Raw genomic sequence first — 19,117 nt, forward strand, 5'->3', positions numbered from 1 at the left:
CCTACGGGTTCCGCTCGGCCGCACCGGACCGGAACGGCTGGTAGCTCTGCTCCTGCACCTGGGGGAAGTACTCGCGTGTCGCCTCGCCCACGACCCGCATCAGCTCGGAGTCGAGGGAGCTGGGGTCGGTGATGAGCTTGGCCAGCGGCGAGTCGGGCACGGCGTTCGACAGGGTCGTCCGGCGTGCCCGGTGGATCGCGGCCAGGGAGTGCTGGGCGTTGGCCGCGTCCCGCATCTTGTAGACGGCCTGGGGCCCGTCCGGAATGCCGATCATGGATTTGGTGCCGCCGCTGCCCAGGCAGTTGCGGGGCATGTGCAGATGCTCGTGCCGCCACTGCTGGTGGGCGGAGTGCAGTTTGAAGGCCTGGTCGACCACGGTGTGCCGCAGCCATGCCTCCGGGTCGTCGTGGCGGCGGGCGTCGATGTCCCGGAGGGTCTCCTCCAGCGAGGAATCGCCGAGCGAGTGCAGCCAGACTTCCAGGTCGTTCCACATGTGCTTGAACAGGTCCCGGAACATGTGCTGTTTGATCGACAGCGAGTGCGTGCCGCTCGCGGGCCCCAGGTTGGTGCGGAATCCGTGGTACTCCCCGGTCGCCAGGTGCTCGGCCATCACCCGCTGCGCCTCGACCACCGGGTCGAGCAGCTCCCGGCAGGCCGTCAGGTGCTGTGCCGCGCGGCTCAGAGCCGATGCCCGGATCTCCCGGATCGCGACCTCCAGGTGGTCGTTCGCCTCGGCGCAGAGAATCTCCGGGACCTGGTGCAGGGCGACGAACTCGCCGTGCAGCGTGTCCGCGTTCAGCTCGGTCGCGGCGACCGCTCGTGCCAGCGTCTCGGCGGAGATCAGCTCGTCGGTGCTCCGGCTCACCCCGATGGGTACGGCCGTGAGGTCGCTCTCCCACTTGGTCGCGTCGTGGCAGCCGGTCCGGATGCCGTGCAGCACGCGGTACAGCGAGTCGTCGATGCTCTTGGTGGCGATGGTGGAACGGGTCAGCTCGGGCGCACCGGCCAGCAGCGACCCCTTGGCGACGTCCTCCAGCCCCCGGAGTGCGTCGACGTAGGCCGCGTAGCCCGCGGATTCGGAGATGCTCACGGCCGTGGCCCCGTCGGACACGCCGGCTCCGAAGACGCTGCGGGCGCCGAACGTCACGGTGCCGAGCCTGCGCAGCAGCCGGTGGAACCCGACGGCCCACTGGACGTAGCGGGAGGCGGCCGGGATGTCGTCGGCCAGCAGGCACGTCTGGGTCCTGCGCGCCAGCCGGGCCAGGTTGAGCAGGCACACCTCCGACGCCTGGAGGACGGCGCACACCGTCGAGTCGTACGTGCCCTCGGGCACTCCCCGTGCGGCCCGCGCCTCGCCGAGCAGGTCGATGCGGTGCAGCTGGTCGTAGCTCTCGGCGACCGGTCCCAGTTCGGTCATCTGCCACCGGCCGGCGCACATGTCGGCTTTTACTGGATCGTCCAGGCTTGACATTGCGCCATCACTCCCCGCTAGGTGCCGCTGAGTACCGGATCGATTCGGTGGGGCAGGATTCGAATGCGTCGAGGACCCGTTCGAGTTCGTCGGGTGTCTCGGGCTGTTTGCACACGTAGTGCACGTCGTTGTCGAGGTCGGCGTCGAAGTTGTCGGGCGCCAGGTCGTTGCAGAGCTTGCAGTCGATGCAGGTGTCATCGATCTCGAAGCGCCCGTCGACCGGAATGCGTGTGGGAAGCGGCAGTTCAACCCTCACCGTCAGCCCCTCCTCCCCCGTAGGCACTGAAGTTGCGCATCGTCGGTTTGGCGGAGGTTCGCAGCGCCGTCTCGAACCGGTCCGTGTCCAGCAGCCGGAATCGCGCGGACGCTCCGAGGCGGTCGCGGACACCGGCCGCGACCGATGCCCGGGTCGCCTCGTCGCTGCTCGACTGCGGCAGGGCGATCTCCAGGGCGTCCCCGTCGATGTCGAAGGCGAAGTAGTACGGCGCGGTCGTCATGGCGCTCAGGACGATGTCCTCGATCTCCAGCTGGGAGGTCCAGCGGTCACCGACCGGGATGCGGTCGCCGATCCGGCCACGGTGGCGCAGCCGGCGCAACGGGGAGCCGCATGCGCACGGCGCGGCCTCGATCTGGCACACGTCACCGGTCCGGTACCGCAGCAGCGGCATGGCCCGGCTCGCGAGCGTCGTCACGGCCAGCTCACCGACGGAGCCGTCCGGCAGCCGCTCCCCGGACTGCGGATCCACCACCTCGAAGAACGTCCGTGACTCGACCAGGTGCAGGTCACGCTCACGGCAGAACATGGCCAGCGTGTTGGTCTCGGTCATGCCGAACATCGAGTACGCGACGGCGTCCCACTGTTCGGCCAGGCGCCGCTTCTTGGCCGGCGACGCGCCCTCCCCCGCCATGAGGATCTTCGAGACGTTGAGGTCGCACCGCGGGTCGATGCCGCGGCGGCGGGCGATCTCGCCGAGGAACAGGGCGCGCGTTCCGGAGCACACCAGGGTGGTCGCGCCCGAACGCAGCAGGGCGTCGACCATCCGGTCCGGCGTGCACGACGGTGAGGCCGCGCCGAGCGGCACGATGGTGCATCCGAGGATCTCGACGGCACGGTCGAGGTCCTGGCCCACCCCGGCCAGTTCGTAGGGGACCGCGATGGCCACCACGTCCCGCCGGTCCAGCACGGCGGCCAGCAGCCCGGCGACGGTGAGGTTGTTCTCCAGCCAGTCCGCCATCGTGAAGAACGCGGCGATCGGGCGCCCGTTGCCGGTCCCGGAACTCTCGTCGAACCGGATCACCTCGCGCCGCGGCACGGCGAGCATACCGAGCGGGTAGGCGGCGGAGAGATGGTCTCGCGTCGTGAAGGGGATGGCCTCGAACGCGTGCGGGCGGCCCTGCGCGACCGCTCGGGCGACCTCGGCCGGGACGGCGCCTGTGTAGAACGGCGAGTTGCGGCAGGCGTGCTCCACGGTCGCGGCGAGCGCCTCCGCGGCCCACGCGTCGAGCGCCTTGCGGTCCAGTGAGGTGACCGCGGCGACCTTCCGCGCGATGTCGACACGGGAGGTGAGGGTGTCGCGCAGCCTGCTGCGCGGATCGTGCCCGGCCGGCCGGGTGAGGGTGGTCATCGGGACGCCTCCTCCAGCCGGGTCATCGCCGCGCGCTCGTCGGCCGCGAGCGCGTCGACGATCGACGCTGCCTCGTCGAGTGCCCGCCGGGCACCGGCGTCGTCGGCGTCGCGCAGCAGGTTCGCCACGTCCGTCCAGCGTTTGGCGATGCGGCGGTACTCGACGGCCAGTGCGTCGTAGGCCTCGATGCCGGTCAGCTCGTGGGCCTCTTCCAGGAACTGCGCCCACAGCGTCCGGAAGAGCCCGCCGCCCGTTCCGCCTTCCTCCATGCTGGTGCCGACGATGCCCATCGCCTCGACGGGGCGGTCGAGCCGGTCGTGCCATCCGCGCATGAGCGAGCCGGCTTTCGCGATGCCCTTGAATCCCATGTTGGTGATCGGCGGGCTCAGGAACTCCTGTGCGGTGGCCAGGATCGAGGTCTGGCAGGCCTTCGCGAGGAGCGACTCGTCGTACCCGCCCGGGTCCACCCGGACCGACAGGTTGCGCGAGGACATCGGCCCCTTGGCGGACCGGGCCCGGGCCATGCTCTCCCGCGATGTCGACTGGACACCGAGCGACCGGGTCTCGACGACGACGAACCTGTCGTCCTCGTACCCGATGCAGGCGACGTAGTGCGCGGCGAAGTGGTGGTTCTCCCGCGCGTAGTCGAGGTGGTAGCGGTCGAGCTTGAGCCCCACGACCTGGCCTTCGTCGAGGGCCTTGACCAGAGTGGCCTCGGCCTTCGCCGGTGAGGACGTCTCCTGCGCCCCCAGCTGGAGGGAGAGCGCGTCCGCCACGTTGCGCATCAGATGGTCCGGCTTGACGCGGCCGGCGAGGAACGGGTTCGGCATCTGCTTCGAGTGCCAGTACAGGAACGACAGTCCTTGTCCCAGCCCGAAGATCAGCGGCTCGCTCAGCTCGATGTCGTGGTTGCGGAGCATGTTGAGCAGTGCGGTGGATTCGCAGTGGTCACCGGAGTACGGCGAGATGTCAATGACCGCCATCGCCCTGCCCCGTTCCGCCGCGCGGCGCCTCGTAGACGATCTCCAGCACGGAGCCGCTGTCGTTGTTGCGCAGGTGCCCGTAGGTGTGGCCGAGTTCGTCCGCCTCGGTGAACGCGATGTTCTCCAGGTGGTCGACGTCCCGGTCGAGGACGTCCAGGAGGTAGCGGACGTCGCCGTCGGTGTGCACGTCGATGGCGACGTGCGACATGAGACGTCCCCGCTCGTCGGCGGAGCGCTCCGCCCAGGGTCCGAACCGGCGGCACGCGAACATCTCGATGACGCGTCCGTCGGCGAGAGCGATCGAGTTCCACCATCCCGGTGTGCCGTACTGCCGGGGTGAGATGTACGACGGCCCCATCTCGACGGTGGTGATCCGGCCGGAGGCACGGAGGTCGTTCAGGTAGGCGTTCCAGCCGAAGACCTGGTCGTCGCTGTCGTAGTCGCCCATGTAGACGCCGACGTGGTTGACCCCGGCGAACTTCTCGACGACGTGGCCGGGCGCGTATCCGCACCAGGCCGACAGGTACTGCCCGCAGTCCAGGTCCCGCCATGTGCTGGACGTCTGGAGGAGTTCCTCCCAGGAACGGTCGAAGCCGGGGCGGTCGGGGAAGCGCCCGTCACGCGTGGCGGTGATGGCCGGTGAACTTCCCGCGAGTGCGTTCATGGCGTTTCCTTCCTGCCCGTGATGACGATCCCCATCTGCACTTCCGTCACGACGGCCGTGTCGAGCGCGGTGCCGCGCAGCAGCTCCTCGATCTCGCTCTTGACGTACGAGGAGCGGATCGAGGTGCGGAAGCCGGGGCGCATGTCGGCCGCGATGTTCGCCTTCATGAACTGGAACGTCGTCCGGTCGACGTCCCGGCGCAGGTCGGAGACGCAGTAGCGGCCGCCCGGCCTGAGGACGCGGTGCATCTCCGCGAGGGCGGTCGCAGGATCCGCCCATTCGTGCAGCGAGGACGCGCTGATGACGTGGTCGAAGCGGTGGTCCTCGAACGGCAGGGCCAGCACGGTGCCGCATTCGTAGGCGCAGCGCTCGGCGACGCCGTATCCGGCCGCGTTGGCGCTCGCCCGGCGGAGCATGGCCGGTGAGATGTCGAGGCCGACGAGCCGGGCGGAGTCATCGGCCTGGGTGATCCACTCCAGTCCCAGGTAGCCGGGGCCGCATCCCAGCTCCAGGACCTCCCCGGAGCGGATGTCCGCCGCCAGGATGTCGTCGATCTTCTCCTGGAGCCAGCCGTTGTCCCGGATGTGGGCTTGCATCTCGTCGTACTTGAGGGCCAGTTCGTCGCCCTGCAGGCCCTCGTCGGTCTCCGGCACCCGGGCGGCGACGGTGCCGCGCGCGCTAGCCACGGTCCGGCTCCAGCCGCCGTATTCCCACTGCTACACCTCTCATCGTCGCGCTCCCCATGTGCACGTCGGAACGGTCGTTGGTCGTCAGGAGATTGACCGAGGATCGGAGCGACTCGTCGGTCGAGGGCTCGCCCGGATACCACCAGCCGGCGTCCGCCATCACGACGTTCGGTGCGACGGAGTCGGAGATCCTGACCGTCATGCGCACCCCGCGCGCACCGGCCCGCGAGAAGAGGACCACCTCTTCGCCGTCTGTGAGGTTCTCCCGCTGTGCGGTGTCCGGATGGACGGTCACCCGCGCCGTCGTCTGGCTGCGCGCGGTGGTGGGCAGTTGGTGGAACTCGGTGTTGTAGAACTGGCGCGGATGGGCGCTGGTCATCACGTACGGCAGGGCCGGGTCGGCCTCCGGTGGGTACCGGAAGACGGGGAACGGCTCGTAGCCCATGGCCCTCAGCCCGTTGTTCATCAGGTTCACGCGTCCGGACCGGGTCGCGAATCCGCCGTCGCGGTACTTGCGGTACCGCTTCTCGTTCCGGATGTAGCCGATCTTCGTGAACTGTTCCCAGGTGAGCTCGATGCCGGCCAGCTTGGCGTCGAGGGCGGCTTCCAGCGAGGGATAGAAGTGCCGTTCCAGGCCGAGCCGGGCGGCGAGTTCGAGGATGATCTCCTCGTCGGAGCGGCAGCCGTCGACCGTGGCGATCTTCTGCCGGGCGGCGATGTAGGAGTTGAACTCGACGATCTGGTCCCGCTCCAGCCAGCTGGAGGTCGGCAGGATCACGTCGGCGTACCGGGCTGTCGGCGTCATGAACAGGTCGCACACGACGACCAGGTCCAGCTTGCCGAGTGCCTCGCGGACCCGCTCGGTGTTCTCGTGCGAGGCCAGGATGTTGCTGCCGAAGATCACCAGCGAGGTGACCGGGTACGGCACCCCGGTCACGATGGCCTCGTGCAGGTCTCCCGGCGCGACCCAGCCGGACATCGAGAGGATCTTGTGCTTGTCGCCGCCGATCCGCTTCCTCGCCTGCTCCTCGGGCAGCAGATCCGTGCGGGGGAAGGCGCGCCGACCCTCGATCGGCATCGGTTCCCAGATCACGTCGCCGCCGGGAGCGTCGATGTTGCCGCAGATCGCGGCGAGGAGGGCGATGGCGCGGTGGGTGTCGAAGGAGTTCTCGTTCTGCGACAGACCGGTTCCGGCCTCGATGCACGCCCGTGAAGCGAGGGCGTAGGCGCGGGTCGCCTCGTGGATGAGCCCGGGTGTGAGTCCGGTGATCCCCGCGACCCGCTCGATGTCGTACGCCTGGACGTGTGCGGTGAGTTCGGCGAACCCGGAGGTGTGGGCGGCGACGAAGTCGTGGTCGTACCAGTCCTCGTCGATGACGATCTTGATCATGCCGAGTGCCAGTGCGCAGTCGGTTCCGGGCCGGACGGCCAGGTGCAGACCGGAGCGGGCCGCGGTCTGTGTCCGTCGCGGGTCGACGGCGATGACGCGGCTGCCCCGTTCCATGGCTCGCAGCAGCTTGACGCCGATCACGCCGTCCGAGTGGGTGCTGGGCTTGTTGCTGCCCCAGAGCAGGACCACTTCGGGATCGCCGTCGTAGTCGCAGAAGGTGAAGGCGCCGTACGTCATGATCGAGGCCATGACCCGCGGATAGAAGCACACGTGGGCCGGACCGACGACGTTCGGCGTCCCGATCGCGTTGGCGAGCCGGAACACCCACTCCTGGTAGTTGCGGTCGGTCCCCTGGCCGAGGGCGACGGACTCGGGGCCGTGCCGGGCGATGGTCGCGGCGAGCTCGCCGGCGATCCGGTCGAGGGCGGCTTCCCAGCTGACCGGTTCGAACGTCCCGGAGCCGCGTGGGCCGGTCCGTACCAGCGGGGTCGTGAGCCGGTCCGGGCTGCTCAGCAGGTCGAGCGACGCCTTGCCCTTGATGCAGAAGTAGCCCTCGCTCGTCGGGTTGTCCGGGTCCCCGTGGATGTCGGTGGGGACGCCGTCCACGAGGTCGACGACGGCGCCGCATCCGCCGTGGCACATACGGCAGATGGTCTTGAGCCGGGTGACGGTCAAGCCGGCTCACCCGCCCGCTCGGTGGCCGGTACGAGCAGCCCTTCGAAGACGGCCTGTTCGGCGTCGGCGATGGCGTCCAGCCGGGCCGCGACGGCTTCGAGCTGCTTTCGCCCCTCGTCCGCGCCGCGGTAGGCCATCAGCATGTCGGTCACCTGGTCCCACTGCTGCCGCACGTGGTCGAAGTCCTCGACGAACGGGTCGAGTTCGCGGGCGCCGTACAGCTGTCGCGCTTCGATCAGGAACGCGTGGTAGAGCTTCCGGAAGTTCGCTCCGCCGGTTCCCGCGAAGCGCCAGAAGCGGCCGACGCCTTGCACCACCTCGTCCGCGGGGGCGAGTGTGTCGTTCCATCCGGCGATCTCGGACGCTGCCCGCCGCAGGGCGCCGAGACCGAGGCGCGGGCCGCGGTCACCGGTCATCCGCTCGGCGGTCAGCCGGATGGCATTCCAGATCTGCTCGCGCAGGACCGCATCGGTGTCGGTGGTCAGCCGCGGGGGCAACTGCTCGACGTACAGGTACAGATGGGGCGACGGCATGAACCCTTCGCTGGAGGCGCGGGCACGGCGCAGCGACTCGGCCGGCAGTGTCCGGGCGCCGCCCTGCTGGTCGGTGTCGACCACGTGGGCGAGGGAGTCGTCGAGCCCGTACAGCGCGATGTAGTGCGACGCGAAGTGGCTCTTGGAGGAGAAGTAGTCGAGGTGGAAGATGTCGACGGAAACTCCCACGACATGGCCGGCATCGAGGAGTTCCATCGTCGTGGCGAAGGCCGATTCCGGGTCGGGTGCCTGCGCTTCGCGCAGTTCCACCCCCAGGGCCGAGCAGGCGTTGCGGGACAACTGGGCGGGCTCGATCCGGCCGGTGAGCATCGGCGCACCGCGTCCGGGGTCCGGAGCATCCCAGTACTGGAAGTCGATCCCCTGGCCGAGGCCGAACAGCATGGGTTCGGAGATGCCGGCGCCGGCGTGGTGGATCATGTTCCGCAGGGTGGTCGTCTCGCAGTGATCGCCGAGCTGGGGCTGAAATGTCGCCAAGCGCATGTGGCTTCCCAATCGCAAGGTGCAAGATGCCGTGAACGATGGTGCGGCTATGCGTCGAGCAGGACTTCGCTGTATCCCTGCAGGTCGAGGAAACCGGCGCCACTGGCCAGGACCACGATGACCGGTTCGAGATTCTGCGCGTCGGCCTTGGCCGCGACGTCCAGGGCAGCGGCGACCGCGTGGCCGGCCTCGGGGGCGAGCAACAGGCCCTCGGTCTGCAGCAGGAGACGGCCCGCCTCCAGCGCTGTCCGCTGGTCGAAGGCGACGGCGTCCAGGACGCCCTCCCGGCGCAGCAGGCTGACCAGGGCGGAGCTGTGGTGGTTGCGCAGGCCACCGACGTGGTTGGGCGGTGGGATGAAGCGCTCCCCCATCGTGTAGCCCAGTACCTCGGGCGTGAATCCGCCCAGGTCGGTGCGGCCGTACTCGTAGACGCCCTGGGTGAGCCGGGGAGCCGCCGTGGATTCCGCGGCCAGGAAGCGCAGGTCCGCTCCGTCGGCCTTGGCCCGCAGGTGGGGGCCGATGAGACCGCAGAGGTTGCTTCCGCCGCCCGAGCACGCGATGAGGTGGTCGCCGCGTCCGTCGACGCCCAGGTCCTCGCCGTGGGTTTCCTTGAGCTGTTGCGCGACCTCCAGCCCGAGCAGCGTCTGGTGGAGGTAGACGTGCGGCATCCCACTGCCGGCGAGATACGCGGCGGCGGAACGGTCCAGGGCATGCTCGATCGCGTCGCTGATGGCTGTGCCGAGACTGCCGGGGTGGTCCGGGACTTCCCCGAGGATCTTCCGCCCGATCGCTGTGTGCGTCGACGGCGACGGCCGGACTTCGGCTCCCAGCAGCTCCATGTAGTGACGCCGGTACGGCTTCTGTTCGAGCGAGCACCTCACCATGAAGATCTCGGCCCGCAGACCGAACATCTTCGCCGCCAGCGCGACACTCATGCCCCACTGACCTGCTCCGGTCTCGGTGACGAGAGTGGTCCGCCCCTCCTCGGCCGCGTAGTACGCCTGCGCTATCGCGGTGTTCAGCTTGAAGCTGCCGCTGGGAAGGACGTCTTCACGCTTGAGGTAGATCCTCGCGCCCGTACCGAGATGCTTTTCGAGCCGGTGTGCCCGGTGCAGCGGTGTCGGCCGGCCGCATTGCCGCAGCCGCTCCGCGACCGGCTCGGGTATCGCTGTCCACTGCTCGTTCGGAGCGTTCTGCTCGATGAGGACCCGCGGACGGACCTGCGCGGATATTTCAGCGGCGGTAGGGCTTCCGGAGTCCCTGACCTCGGGCATCGGGCCGGGCAGATCTCCCAGGAAATTGTACCAATGGGTCGGCATCGTCTGCATTCCCGGTAATGACACATCGCCACGAATACCGGGGCGAGGCAATGGCGATTGCTCATGCCCAACATGGCTTGGGCTGTACGAAGTCACGTTCCCCCCGCTCCCCCGCTTCGAATGGTTTTGAGTCATCGTAGGAAGCGACCGAGCGCCGCGCAACCGTTTGAACCTCAGGTCTAATTTTCAACAATTGCAGCTTTCATCGGACGGGACCCGCTTCCGGTTGATCAGGTTCCGGAAAAGGGAAAGTGCACGAGAAAACAAGGAGACGAGGTCGACGGAATCAACTGGAGGCATCGAAAAGAAGGCGTCGGAATCGACGCCTTCTGAATCGTCCGCACCTACGCGTCAGCGTCCCGGGAATTCATCCGTTCCGTCAACGATTCCGCAAGGAGCCGCCAGCTCTCGGCGTGGTGCCGTGCCAGCTCGGCGATCAGGGGCGCGCAGTGGATCGGGAGGCTGTTCGCCATCGCCGCCCAGTCATGCGGCTGCGGGGCCGACGGGTCCAACGTCCGCAGCAGCTTCCGGCCCACCTCGGTGAAGCGGAGTGAGGGATCGGCCCGCAGCCGCCGGACCGCCAGCGAGGGATCCGCGCACACCGGGTGTGCCCGGGGACGTTTCACGATCGCGGGGCGGCCGGCCGCACCCTCCGGGACCGGCCCGTCGTTCGGCTCCGCCGCCGCCTGCGGCCCTTCCTGAACCGCGCGCGCCCGCTTTCGTGCGTCCTTCGCCGTGGTGAGCGAGATGTGCGCGGCGCGCGCCACCTCCTGCGCGGACGCGTCGGGATGCGCGGCGAGGTACATCAGGGCGCGGCTGCGGCCTTCGCCCGCCGCGAGCGGGTAGGCCACCCCGTCGCGCCCGAGTCGTACGGCGGTCGGGTGCGGAAGTTCCGCACCCGACCGCCGCCGGAGCGCTGCGATCGTCTTGTCCGACAGGCCGACGACCCCCGCCAGCCGCCGGTTGGACCACTCCGGGAAATCGGCGAGCATGTGGCGGGCGGCGGCCTTGCGGTCCGCCAGGGAAAGGGGCAGTCCGTGATTGCTGTTCAGCTTGACCGCCAGCACGAAGGCTTCTCGCTCGTCGCCGTTGAAGAGCACGGCGCTGATGTGTGTGGCACCGCTGTTCTCCACCGCCCTGAGCCGGTGCACACCGTCGATGACGGTCATCGTCTTGCGGTGAATCACAATCGGCGGCAGCTCGGAGCACACCTCGGCGAGCGCATTGATGTGCCGTGGATCCTCCCCGACGGTGCGGAGTGAGCCCACGACGGTGATACGGCAGATCGGTACCTGGGTGATCTCCGATAAGAGTCCGCCGAGGTGCGGATCCGGGTGACGAAAGTGCTGCTGTACCGGCTTCTGTACGGGTGCAGAGATATGGTCCATCGCTCTTCCTCCCCAACGGACCTTCCGGCTGTGTGCGACTCATCCTGATTGCGGATGACGTCAGACAGCGCGGCCGGCCACGGGCCGTGGACAGAAAGAGCTTTCATGAGCCATCGGAAAGATGTACAACATCGAGTCTCCCCCGGGACGCAATGCCGAGAACCGACTCCCGAACCCTGTCAGGAGGATGGAGTTGACGCAAGGCCTCTGCATGCGGCCCGTCGGGCAGGTCGATCATTTTCCGATCGTTGATTGAACAACCATTGGCGCGCAAAGCCCTCCCGCGGACGGAATGATCGGCTCCTCGAAGACGGTCTCGGAATATCCCCGCTGCTGGACGCTTGATCCGTATGGTCCGCCGAGATCACACCGCCCGTTCCCTTGGCCGGCGTGAAGAGCAAAGACGTACGGCCCGGGTATGCCGCCCGCGACGGGACTGCTGTGTTCTGTGCGTGCCGAGCCCGATTCGGCTACCGGGTCGGGAGTGCAAGGAATGACGTATGCGCCGGGGTTGAACTCAACAGCGGTCTCGTGCCCGTTGAGTACCACCGGTTGGAGCGGCTTGCGCCGATGTGAGCGCGGGCACAACGGGCTCGTGCGCGTCGGCGCCCTTCCCGTGATGACGGGCTCCCCCCACGGTCGTACAGGCAGAGAGCGCCCCTGACAGATGTCAGGAGCGGGCCGTCGCGCCGCCGTGGTCCTCTGGGGCGGCTGAGTCGGCTACCGGGCTGAAGGGGAACAGCGATGGTGAGTTCTGTGAGTCGGCGCTGGAGGGCACGGGCGGCGTGGGTGGCCGCGGCCGTCCTGGGCGCGGGACTTCTTTCCACGGGATCGGCGCAGGCGTCCGTGTTCCCGTGCAACGTCAGCGGACACGTCATCAACTGCACGACGGTCACCGGCATCGATCCCGGCTCCTACCTCCAGGTGCGCCAGGGGCCCGGATACGGCTACCCCAACCAGTGGGGCTGGCCCCGTCTGAACAACGGTGACCGGGTCGGACTGGCCTGCTGGACCACCGGGGACGGCGCGGCCGACAACTCCGGCTACCGCTACTGGATGCGCATCGACAACGGCATCGCGTTCGGGTACGTCAACGACTGGTATCTGTCGACCGGCGGCCCGGGCAGCTGGCAGCAGATCATCCGGCAGTGCTGACATGGCCGGAGGAGAAGTCCGACGCGCACGCCGCATGGCCGTGGCCGCCGCCGCGGTGGCGTGTCTGCTGACCGCCACCGCCTGCGCGGACGACAAGCCGCGCGCGACCGGTTCGAAGCCGGCCGCCCCGCAACCGCTCGGCGCCGAGGAACGGGAGCTGCTGCACGACACGGAGCAGACGCTGCTGCGGCAGTGCATGCGGCAGCAAGGGTTCCGGCTGTGGAAGGTGCCTCTCAAGCCGGTGCCGGAGCAGCGCGAGTTTCCCTATGCCGTCGACGACGTGAAGTGGGCCCGCGAGCACGGCTACGGCAGCGACCTCCAGGAGCGCGCCGAGAAGCTGCGGACGGAGGATCCCAACCGGCGGTACTTCGAGGGCCTGCCCGCCGAGCGGAGGGCCGCGGCCAAGGCGGCGCTCCACGGGAGGGACCGCAGGGGCGGCCCGTCGGTCACCCTGCCCGGCGGCGGAGTGGCACGGCGCAGCGGCGACGGCTGCACGGCGCAGGCGCAGACCCGGCTCTACGGCGACTTCGCCCGCTGGTTCCGGACCAAGACGTTCACCGACAACCTGACCGGCCTGCGCATGGCACGCGTGGGCGCGGAGCCCGCCTTCCGGAAGGCGGTGAAGGACTGGTCCTCGTGCATGCGGGGCAAGGGCCATGCCTACGACGACCCCGGCCAGGCCAGGCACGCCTTCACCGCTCCCACGGCCGGCAAGACGGCCGCGGCGACGGGCAGGGCCCGCTCGGCGGAGGTGAGCACTGCTGTGGCGGAGGCGGAGTGCGCCCGCGGCAGCGGCCTGTCCGAAGTGGCCGAGCGACTGCACCGCCGGCACGGCGAACGCCTGCGCGCGGAGTACCGCGAGCAGGTGAACGAGAGGCTCCGGCTCGAACACGCGGCGCTGCTGCGTGTCCCCGGCCTCTCCGCCTCGCGCTGACCCGACGACCACCCGCGCACCATCCGACAGCACACCCGACCCTGAGGAGAACCATGCTGATCAGAAAGAAGTACGCCGCGTGGGCGTCAGCCGTGGCGATCACCGCGCTGACGTTCCTCACTCCCGCGACCAGCGCCGGCGCGGCCGAGGCGAGGGCCTCGGTCTGGCCGCCGGACGGCAGCTTCCACGCCTGGGACGGCGAGAACAGCGACGGCGCCCACTGCGCCTGGTACGGCGACGACACGGACTGGTCGTCCTGCGCCCCCGCGGGGAACCTGCGCAACAGGGCCACGAGCGTGGAGAACAGCGGCTACACGGGCGCCTACGAGGATGTCCTCGTCTACTGGGACACCGGCTACCGGGGAGCCCGGGCCTGCATCAACAACGGCTCCTGGTACAACCTCCAGTACTTCCGGTTCCCGAGCAACGGTGCCGGTGGCGGTGAGGTCATGAACAACAACATCTCCAGCCACCACTGGACGAACTCGTGCAGCGAGAATCCCGTCTACATCTCCTGACGCGGCTGCGGCTGCCCGGGGCGCGTACGGCGATGCGCGCCGGGCGGCGCGCGCAGCAACTCCTGACCGAGGAGGGCCGGTCGCCGGCGAGGAACGGGCTCGTCGCTCACCGAGCGATCCCGGCACCGCCCCCGCCGACGGTCTTCCCTGGGCGGCCCGCGGTGCCTCTCTGCTGACCGGCCCGCTCACGCTGAGGTGGCGCCCGCGCCGATCACTTGCCAGCGCGGGTGACGTCGACGGCTCCGGCGTCCGGCCCGGGCGGTTCACGTGAGTCCGGATGCGGCCTTGGTGGCGCCGAGGGGGACGACGCCGGACGGGGTGTCGACGGTCGGGTTCACCTCGCAGGTGAACGGCAACCGCGGTGGCGGTCAGCAGCGCAGGGCCACGACACCCCAGCCTCGGCGCTCCGCCTGTACGACCACCTCTCCCCAGTCGGTGAGGAGGTCGGCGAACGATGCGAAGTCCCGGATCCATCCGCTGGGTTCCGCAGCGTGCCGGGTGAACGGCTCGCGCACACTCTCCAGGCGGGGCGCCGCCTGCCGCCACCATCCGGCGATCACCGGCACGTGGTCGGGAGGGCACCACAGCAACAGGTCCGCGTCCCAGGGACACGGCAGCTCCGGGAGTCCCGAACCGGCTTTGGTGGTGTCCTCCAGACCGTGCCAGAACAGGGCGTCGTTGAAGCGGTCCAGCGCCTCGCGCACCGTCGGCTCGACGAAGTCCCGTACGTGGTCCCAGCGGTGGCCGGCCCAGAAGTGCGGCTTGTAGGAGCCGAGCGAGTTCCGGAAGGCATACCTGCCGTACCAGTCCTCGCCCGGCTGCGAAGGCCACGACCAGCCGTGCTCGGAGAGGTCGTCGCTGTACACCTCGCCGAAGGCGGCGTCGATGAGCAGTTCCTCCCGGGCGGCCGGTGCGGTCGCCTCCACACGCGGCCAGTCCACGATCAGCACCTCTGTCGCAACACCCATCACGCCAGCCTAGGACTGGCGTCAGCATGCGGCAGACAGCGAGGGCGGTCAGAACATGGTGTTGTCGTTCTCGGACGTGGGCGGGACGAGCTGGAGGACGTCCCAGTGCTCGACGATCTTGCCGTCCGCGTCGAAACGGAAGATGTCGATGCCGGCGTACTCCTCGGCGGGCCAGGTCTGGTGGCAGTGCAGGATCACGTGGTCGCCTTCCGCGAAGGCGCGCTTGACCTCCACCCGCTTGCCCGGGTGTTCGGCGGCCATCCGCTCGAAGTAGTCGATGAACGCCTGCTTGCCGTCGCCGACGTGGGGATTGTGCTGGATGTAGGTGTCACCGACGTATCTGTCGATGGCCTCGGCGGGACGGCACTGGTTGAACATCACGTCGTAGAACGCCTTGGCGGCGGCCTTGTTCTTCTCTTGAATCGGATACGCTCGCGACTGGCGATGGTCAAAAACCGACACGATGGTGATCGCGGGATCCCGGAGATCTCGTTCGCAGCACCCGCCGGCGCCCCGGCCGGCGTCGAGGTGCTGTCCCTGGCCGACCTGCGCCGCCGCGTGCCCCGCGAGCGGCTCGCTGTCCCCCAGCGCCCGGACTTCCATCACCTGATCACCCTCGGCGCCGGAATGCTGCGGCACCCGGTCGACTTCACCGCCCACACCCTCGAACCCGGCTCCTGGCTCTGGATCCGTCCCGGCCAGGTGCACCAGTGGGACGACCTGACCCGCGCCGAGGGCACCCTGATCCTGTTCCGCCAGGACTTCCTCGACCCGGCCACCGCTGCCTGGGCCCGTCTGGACGACCCGCACGCTCCGGTCCTGCGCCGGCCCCTGGCCGACGAGGCCGAGGCCCTGCGGCTGGCCGCCGGCCACCTCGCCTCCGAGTTCCACGCGCTCGGACATCTGCCCCTGGAAATCCACACCGCAGCCCTGCGCCATCTGCTCGCCGTCCTCGTCCTGCGGCTGGCGCACCTCACCTCCCCCGCCGGGCGCCCCAGCGCCGAGCCCGACGCCACCTACCTGCGCTTCCGTGACGCGGTGGAGAAGAACTTCGCCCGCACCCGCCGGGTCGAGGACTACGCGGAAGCGCTGGGCTACTCGTCGCGCACCCTCTCCCGCGCCACCCTTGCCTCCGTCGGCCTCGGCGCCAAGGAGGTCATCGACCGCCGCGTCGTCCTCGAAGCCAAGCGCCTCCTGGCCCACAGCGATCAGACGGCAGCCCGCATCGCCGACCGCCTCGGGTTCTCCAGCGCCACTCACTTCAGCAAGTTCTTCCACCAGCACACGGGACAGAGCCCGATCGCCTTCCGCGGCACGGTACGCGGACACGCTCCCGGGTGAGCCGCCTTCGTCCGCAGCGCCATCGCGGGAAACGACGGAGTCGCGGTGCCAGCGGGCGCGTGCTGTCCTGGGGTAGTACGCAGGGAGTGCACCGATGCGGCATCTTGGGAGTTCCGTCCTCGTCTCCGCCCGGTCTCCCGCGCCCACCGGAGCGGGCGGGGGGTTGCTGCCGGCGCGGGAGCTCGCGGTCGCCTGGTCCCTGGTCGTCATGATCGCCGTGCCCGCCTGGGTACTGACCGTCGCGCAGGCCCGGGACATGGGGGTCGAACCCGGCACGATGGGGTTGGCGCTGCCGCTGTTCCTGCTGCTCTGGGTCACGATGACGGCGGCCATGATGCTGCCTTCCATGGCACCGGTCGCCCTCACCTGGGTGCGGGGGATCGGGCGTCGGACGTCCGGTTGGAGCCGGGCGGGGCGCACCGTGGAGTTCCTGGGCGGGTACCTGCTGGTGTGGACGGCCTTCGGACTGCTCGCCTACGCGGCGCTGAACCTCACCGGTGACGTGGTGAGCGATCACCCGGCAGCGGGACGCTGGATCGGGTCGGTCGCTTTCCTGGTGGCGGGCCTCTATCAGCTGGGCCCCCTCAAGAACGTCTGTCTGCGGCACTGCCGGGACCCCATGGGCCAGCTGGTGCGCTACTCCGGGTTCCGGCAGCCGGTCCGCGATCTACGGGTGGGCCTGCACCACGGCGCTTACTGCGTCGGCTGTTGCGCGGGACTGATGGTCGTCCTCATACCGCTCGGGGTGATGAACGTGGCGGCGATGGCCGGACTGGCGATCGTGATCTTCGTGGAGAAGCTGTGGTCCCGGGGGCCGCTGCTCGCGGGAGTGGTGGGTGTGGTCTTCCTCGTCCTCGCGGTGCTGGCGCCGTTCCAGGACTGGCTGCTGCCGGGGCTGCAGGAATCGGCGCCTCCGATGGACGACATGTGAGTGTCCGGAGCAAGCTGGAAGAGAGGCCGCCTCGCGATCCGCGTGCGGGCTCGCGACCTGCGGTCTCGCCATTCCGGAAGAGCTCCCTCGGGCTCGACGGGAGGGGAGCGAGATGACGGAACAGGACGGCACCGGGACCCGCTGGCATCTGGCCGGCGACTGGTTCGACGTGTGCAAATGCGCCATACCCTGCCCCTGCACGTTCGCGCAGCCCCCGACCTACGGTGACTGCGAAGGCGTGCTGGTCTGGCACATCCGTGAGGGCAACTACGGCGACGTACGCCTCGACGATCTCAACGTCCTGATGCTGGGCGCTTTCGTGGGCAACGTGTGGGCCGGCGAGCACACCGACGCGTATGCGGCGGTCTTCCTCGACGAACGCGCCGACGACGGGCAGCGCGCCGCGCTCGGGACCGTCTTCGGCGGCGAGGCAGGAGGCTGGCCGGCCCAGTTCGGCCAGATGCTCCGGCCCGAGATGCGTGGCATGGACTTCGCGCCGATCCGCGTGGAGATCGACGAGGACCTGGCCACCTGGAGAGCCGAGATCCCCGGCCGGGTCACGGCCGCCGCCGAGGCGCTCACCGGCCCGACGACGCCGGAAGGCGGCCGCGTCCAGGTGCACAACGCGCCGGGCGCCGAGGTCGGGCCGGGGCAGGTCGCCACCTGGGGGCGGGCCACCGCCGACCGGGCCGACGCGTTCGGCTTCTCCTGGGAACGCTCGGGAAAGTCGAGCAAGTACTTCCCCTTCGACTGGACGGGACCCGACTGAGCGGAGGCCGGCCGGCACCGGACGGTGGAGGTTCCAGGCCCCTCACCGACGCGGGGGGCCGCACGTCCGAACACCATGACCGGCCCCCACGCCGTCCCCGGTTACGACAGTTCGGCGTCGCCCATCGCCGGGCTGCCGAAGAAGCCGCTCATGAGCTTGTTCAGGTCGAGCTTCGTGGCACCGGCCGGAACGGTGGGCTTGGCGCCCTCGCGCATCCGCAGTGTCAGGCCCAGCTTCTTGACCTCGGCGGTCCCGGCCAGCTTGGCGAGGTCCACGTCCACCTGGGACAGCGCGCCGTTCTTCAGCGTGAAGTCCGCCGTCACCTTGGCGTCAGGAGCTTCCTTCAGGTCCTTGTCCGTCGGCAGCTCCACGCCCGGCGGCAGGTCCTTCACCAGCGGGCGGATCTCGCCGAACAGCTCGGTGACCAGCGTGCGGAAGGGGGCCGTCGCCTTGACGTGCTCGGTGCCGTTCTTTCCGTCGGCCGTCTTGAACTTCACCTCACGGGCGATGACCTCCCGGAGGGCCTTCATGAGCTTCTTCTGCGTCTTGGCGTCGAGGGACGGCGCGGGCGCGGGGCCGCCCTCGGCCTTCCGGCTCTCGCCGGTGACCTTCTCCATCTCCTTCGTGTCGATCTTCACCCACTTGCCCTCGATGACGTCCTTCATCGCCCCGGCCTCCGGGGGCAGATCGTCAGCGTCCGGGACGGGGCTGCCCGCCATCTTGCCCATCGCGGCCATGTCGGCACGGACGTAGATGAAGTCGCCGATCACCCGGTACTCGGCGAGGTCGCCGTCCGGCGTGCTGACCTTCAGGGCCGTGCCGAGGAGGTCCTTCTCACCGGACTCGTCGAGCGGCCGCTTCGACTGCACGGTCACAGTGATCTTCGCACCGCTGAGCAACTCGGCGGCCTGTTCCGGGATCTCCTCACCGGGCGCGGGGTCGGACTTGGCGTCCAGCGCCTCCAGTGACGCGACGTCCGTGTCCAGGTCGAGCTCGAAGGAGAGTGTCTTCTTCTTGCCGAGCTCCTCGAAGGCCCGGTCGAGCTTCTGGCCGGCGGAGAGCTGCTCCACCGTTCCGCAGGCGGCCGCGCCCGCGAGGACGGCACCGACGACGGCGGTGGCGATCAGGGTCTTGCGTATGGGGTTGATGATGGTCTCCTCGTGGCTCCGATCACAACGTGATCGATCAGAAGACTCGCAACTCGCCTACAGGGTTGTGCCGTACATCCGACGAGTCTGCGGCCGATATCCCGGCGCGTACCGCACA

At 69.3% G+C, this 19,117-nt stretch carries 19 protein-coding genes; 6 read left to right on the plus strand and 13 right to left on the minus strand.

Features of this window, described 5'->3' with window-relative positions:
• Position 1: 1 nt before the first annotated feature.
• The 10 genes from RFN52_RS01080 to RFN52_RS01125 all read right to left on the minus strand — a co-directional run bounded on the left by RFN52_RS01080 (position 2) and on the right by RFN52_RS01125 (position 11,235).
• On the minus strand, positions 2–1,471 hold the full coding sequence (locus tag RFN52_RS01080; protein ID WP_184854535.1) for a hypothetical protein: 1,470 nt from the start codon (positions 1,469–1,471) through the stop codon (positions 2–4).
• Positions 1,472–1,478: 7 nt separating this feature from the next.
• Positions 1,479–1,727, minus strand: coding sequence for a ferredoxin (locus tag RFN52_RS01085; RefSeq protein WP_184854534.1), 249 nt, complete (start codon positions 1,725–1,727; stop codon positions 1,479–1,481).
• Positions 1,717–3,096, minus strand: coding sequence for a phenylacetate--CoA ligase family protein (locus RFN52_RS01090; protein ID WP_184854533.1), 1,380 nt, complete (start codon positions 3,094–3,096; stop codon positions 1,717–1,719). The genes RFN52_RS01085 and RFN52_RS01090 overlap by 11 nt, the downstream gene beginning before the upstream one ends.
• A complete protein-coding gene (locus tag RFN52_RS01095; RefSeq protein WP_184854532.1) occupies positions 3,093–4,079 on the minus strand; it encodes a BtrH N-terminal domain-containing protein in 987 nt (328 codons plus the stop codon). Before RFN52_RS01095 ends, RFN52_RS01090 begins: the two co-directional genes overlap by 4 nt.
• Positions 4,066–4,743, minus strand: coding sequence for a hypothetical protein (locus RFN52_RS01100; RefSeq protein ID WP_184854531.1), 678 nt, complete (start codon positions 4,741–4,743; stop codon positions 4,066–4,068). Before RFN52_RS01100 ends, RFN52_RS01095 begins: the two co-directional genes overlap by 14 nt.
• A complete protein-coding gene (locus RFN52_RS01105; RefSeq protein WP_184854530.1) occupies positions 4,740–5,429 on the minus strand; it encodes a class I SAM-dependent methyltransferase in 690 nt (229 codons plus the stop codon). The genes RFN52_RS01100 and RFN52_RS01105 overlap by 4 nt, the downstream gene beginning before the upstream one ends.
• Complete coding sequence (locus tag RFN52_RS01110) at positions 5,422–7,494, minus strand: molybdopterin-containing oxidoreductase family protein (RefSeq protein WP_311240850.1); 2,073 nt, start codon at positions 7,492–7,494, stop codon at positions 5,422–5,424. Before RFN52_RS01110 ends, RFN52_RS01105 begins: the two co-directional genes overlap by 8 nt.
• Positions 7,491–8,528, minus strand: a complete 1,038-nt coding sequence (locus RFN52_RS01115) for a BtrH N-terminal domain-containing protein (RefSeq protein WP_184854529.1) — start codon at positions 8,526–8,528, stop codon at positions 7,491–7,493. Before RFN52_RS01115 ends, RFN52_RS01110 begins: the two co-directional genes overlap by 4 nt.
• Before the next feature lie 47 nt (positions 8,529–8,575).
• The gene (locus tag RFN52_RS01120; protein ID WP_311240851.1) at positions 8,576–9,856 is read right to left on the minus strand and encodes a TrpB-like pyridoxal phosphate-dependent enzyme; all 1,281 of its coding nucleotides are present in this window, start codon (positions 9,854–9,856) and stop codon (positions 8,576–8,578) included.
• Between the two features lie 335 nt (positions 9,857–10,191).
• A complete protein-coding gene (locus tag RFN52_RS01125) occupies positions 10,192–11,235 on the minus strand; it encodes a ParB/RepB/Spo0J family partition protein (protein WP_184854527.1) in 1,044 nt (347 codons plus the stop codon).
• Positions 11,236–11,979: 744 nt separating this feature from the next.
• Between RFN52_RS01125 and RFN52_RS01130 the strand changes: the two genes are divergently transcribed.
• Genes RFN52_RS01130 through RFN52_RS01140 form a run of 3 tightly spaced genes read left to right on the plus strand, consistent with a single transcriptional unit; the run spans position 11,980 to position 13,842 of the window.
• Positions 11,980–12,390 carry a hypothetical protein gene (locus tag RFN52_RS01130; protein ID WP_184854526.1) on the plus strand — a complete coding sequence of 137 codons (411 nt, stop codon included), beginning with the start codon at positions 11,980–11,982 and terminating at the stop codon, positions 12,388–12,390.
• Position 12,391: 1 nt separating this feature from the next.
• The gene (locus tag RFN52_RS01135) at positions 12,392–13,324 is read left to right on the plus strand and encodes a hypothetical protein (protein ID WP_184854525.1); all 933 of its coding nucleotides are present in this window, start codon (positions 12,392–12,394) and stop codon (positions 13,322–13,324) included.
• 53 nt (positions 13,325–13,377) lie between these two features.
• Positions 13,378–13,842: a peptidase inhibitor family I36 protein gene (locus tag RFN52_RS01140; protein ID WP_184854524.1), complete on the plus strand. Its 465-nt coding sequence runs from the start codon at positions 13,378–13,380 to the stop codon at positions 13,840–13,842.
• A 368-nt stretch (positions 13,843–14,210) separates the two neighbouring features.
• On the opposite strand, the gene RFN52_RS01145 is transcribed toward RFN52_RS01140, so the two are convergent.
• Both RFN52_RS01145 and RFN52_RS01150 read right to left on the minus strand, forming a co-directional pair.
• On the minus strand, positions 14,211–14,810 hold the full coding sequence (locus tag RFN52_RS01145) for a hypothetical protein (protein WP_184854523.1): 600 nt from the start codon (positions 14,808–14,810) through the stop codon (positions 14,211–14,213).
• A 48-nt stretch (positions 14,811–14,858) separates the two neighbouring features.
• Positions 14,859–15,272: a nuclear transport factor 2 family protein gene (locus RFN52_RS01150; RefSeq protein WP_311240852.1), complete on the minus strand. Its 414-nt coding sequence runs from the start codon at positions 15,270–15,272 to the stop codon at positions 14,859–14,861.
• Between RFN52_RS01150 and RFN52_RS01155 the strand changes: the two genes are divergently transcribed.
• From RFN52_RS01155 to RFN52_RS01165, 3 genes are all read left to right on the plus strand, one after another.
• On the plus strand, positions 15,255–16,151 hold the full coding sequence (locus RFN52_RS01155; protein ID WP_184854522.1) for a helix-turn-helix transcriptional regulator: 897 nt from the start codon (positions 15,255–15,257) through the stop codon (positions 16,149–16,151). The two genes, RFN52_RS01150 and RFN52_RS01155, sit on opposite strands and share 18 nt — an antisense overlap.
• 94 nt (positions 16,152–16,245) lie before the next feature.
• Complete coding sequence (locus RFN52_RS01160; protein WP_184854521.1) at positions 16,246–17,082, plus strand: DUF2182 domain-containing protein; 837 nt, start codon at positions 16,246–16,248, stop codon at positions 17,080–17,082.
• A gap of 112 nt (positions 17,083–17,194) precedes the next feature.
• A complete protein-coding gene (locus RFN52_RS01165; RefSeq protein ID WP_184854520.1) occupies positions 17,195–17,851 on the plus strand; it encodes a DUF1326 domain-containing protein in 657 nt (218 codons plus the stop codon).
• A gap of 101 nt (positions 17,852–17,952) precedes the next feature.
• Here RFN52_RS01165 and RFN52_RS01170 read toward each other — a convergent pair whose 3' ends face one another.
• Positions 17,953–18,921: a hypothetical protein gene (locus RFN52_RS01170; protein WP_184854519.1), complete on the minus strand. Its 969-nt coding sequence runs from the start codon at positions 18,919–18,921 to the stop codon at positions 17,953–17,955.
• Between the last annotated feature and the right edge of the window lie 196 nt (positions 18,922–19,117).

It is taken from the genome of Streptomyces collinus, from assembly GCF_031348265.1.
In the GTDB taxonomy this organism is placed as follows: domain Bacteria; phylum Actinomycetota; class Actinomycetes; order Streptomycetales; family Streptomycetaceae; genus Streptomyces; species Streptomyces collinus.